General features: G+C 66.0%; 1 protein-coding gene. It reads right to left on the minus strand.

Going from position 1 to position 471, the window contains the following annotated elements; translation table 11 throughout:
• Positions 1-471: DUF3179 domain-containing protein (locus ACTFO6_RS17655; protein WP_439935730.1), on the minus strand; the 471-nt coding region annotated here is incomplete at both ends.

The raw sequence follows: 471 nt of genomic DNA on the forward strand, positions 1-471 counted from the left end.
GCGAAGAGGAAAGGAATCTCGTCGATGCGGTCGTAGCCCCGGTAAGGGTTGATGCCGTAGGGGCGGCTGAAGCCCGTCTCCCGGGACAGCACTTGTCCCCGGGGATGAGCGCGCTTGAAGTCCTCGTAGGCCACGATCCCGGAGGGGATCTGCCTGAGCACCGTCCCGGCGTAGTGGCCCATGATCGCCTCGCCCGTGAACTGCTGCCACCAGCTCTCCGTCTGACGGTCGTACATCACCAGGTCGCTCTTGCGCAGCCGCCCAGTGGTGCCGAAGTCGAGGAGCCGGTCCTTCACGCGGCGATCGAACACGATGGAGGCGTTGCACAGGGGACAGAAAGTGACCGCCACCGGGCGGCCACCCACTTCATCGTTCACGATCTCGTGGTAGATCAGGATCTGCAGGGGGTACGCCCGGGCGTCGCCCGCCATCTCCAGCGCGATCACCGGCTCCCGGGGGTGAAGCCAGCGA

It is taken from the genome of Pelomicrobium sp. G1 (assembly GCF_051905455.1).
Taxonomy (GTDB): Bacteria; Pseudomonadota; Gammaproteobacteria; order Burkholderiales; family UBA6910; genus Pelomicrobium.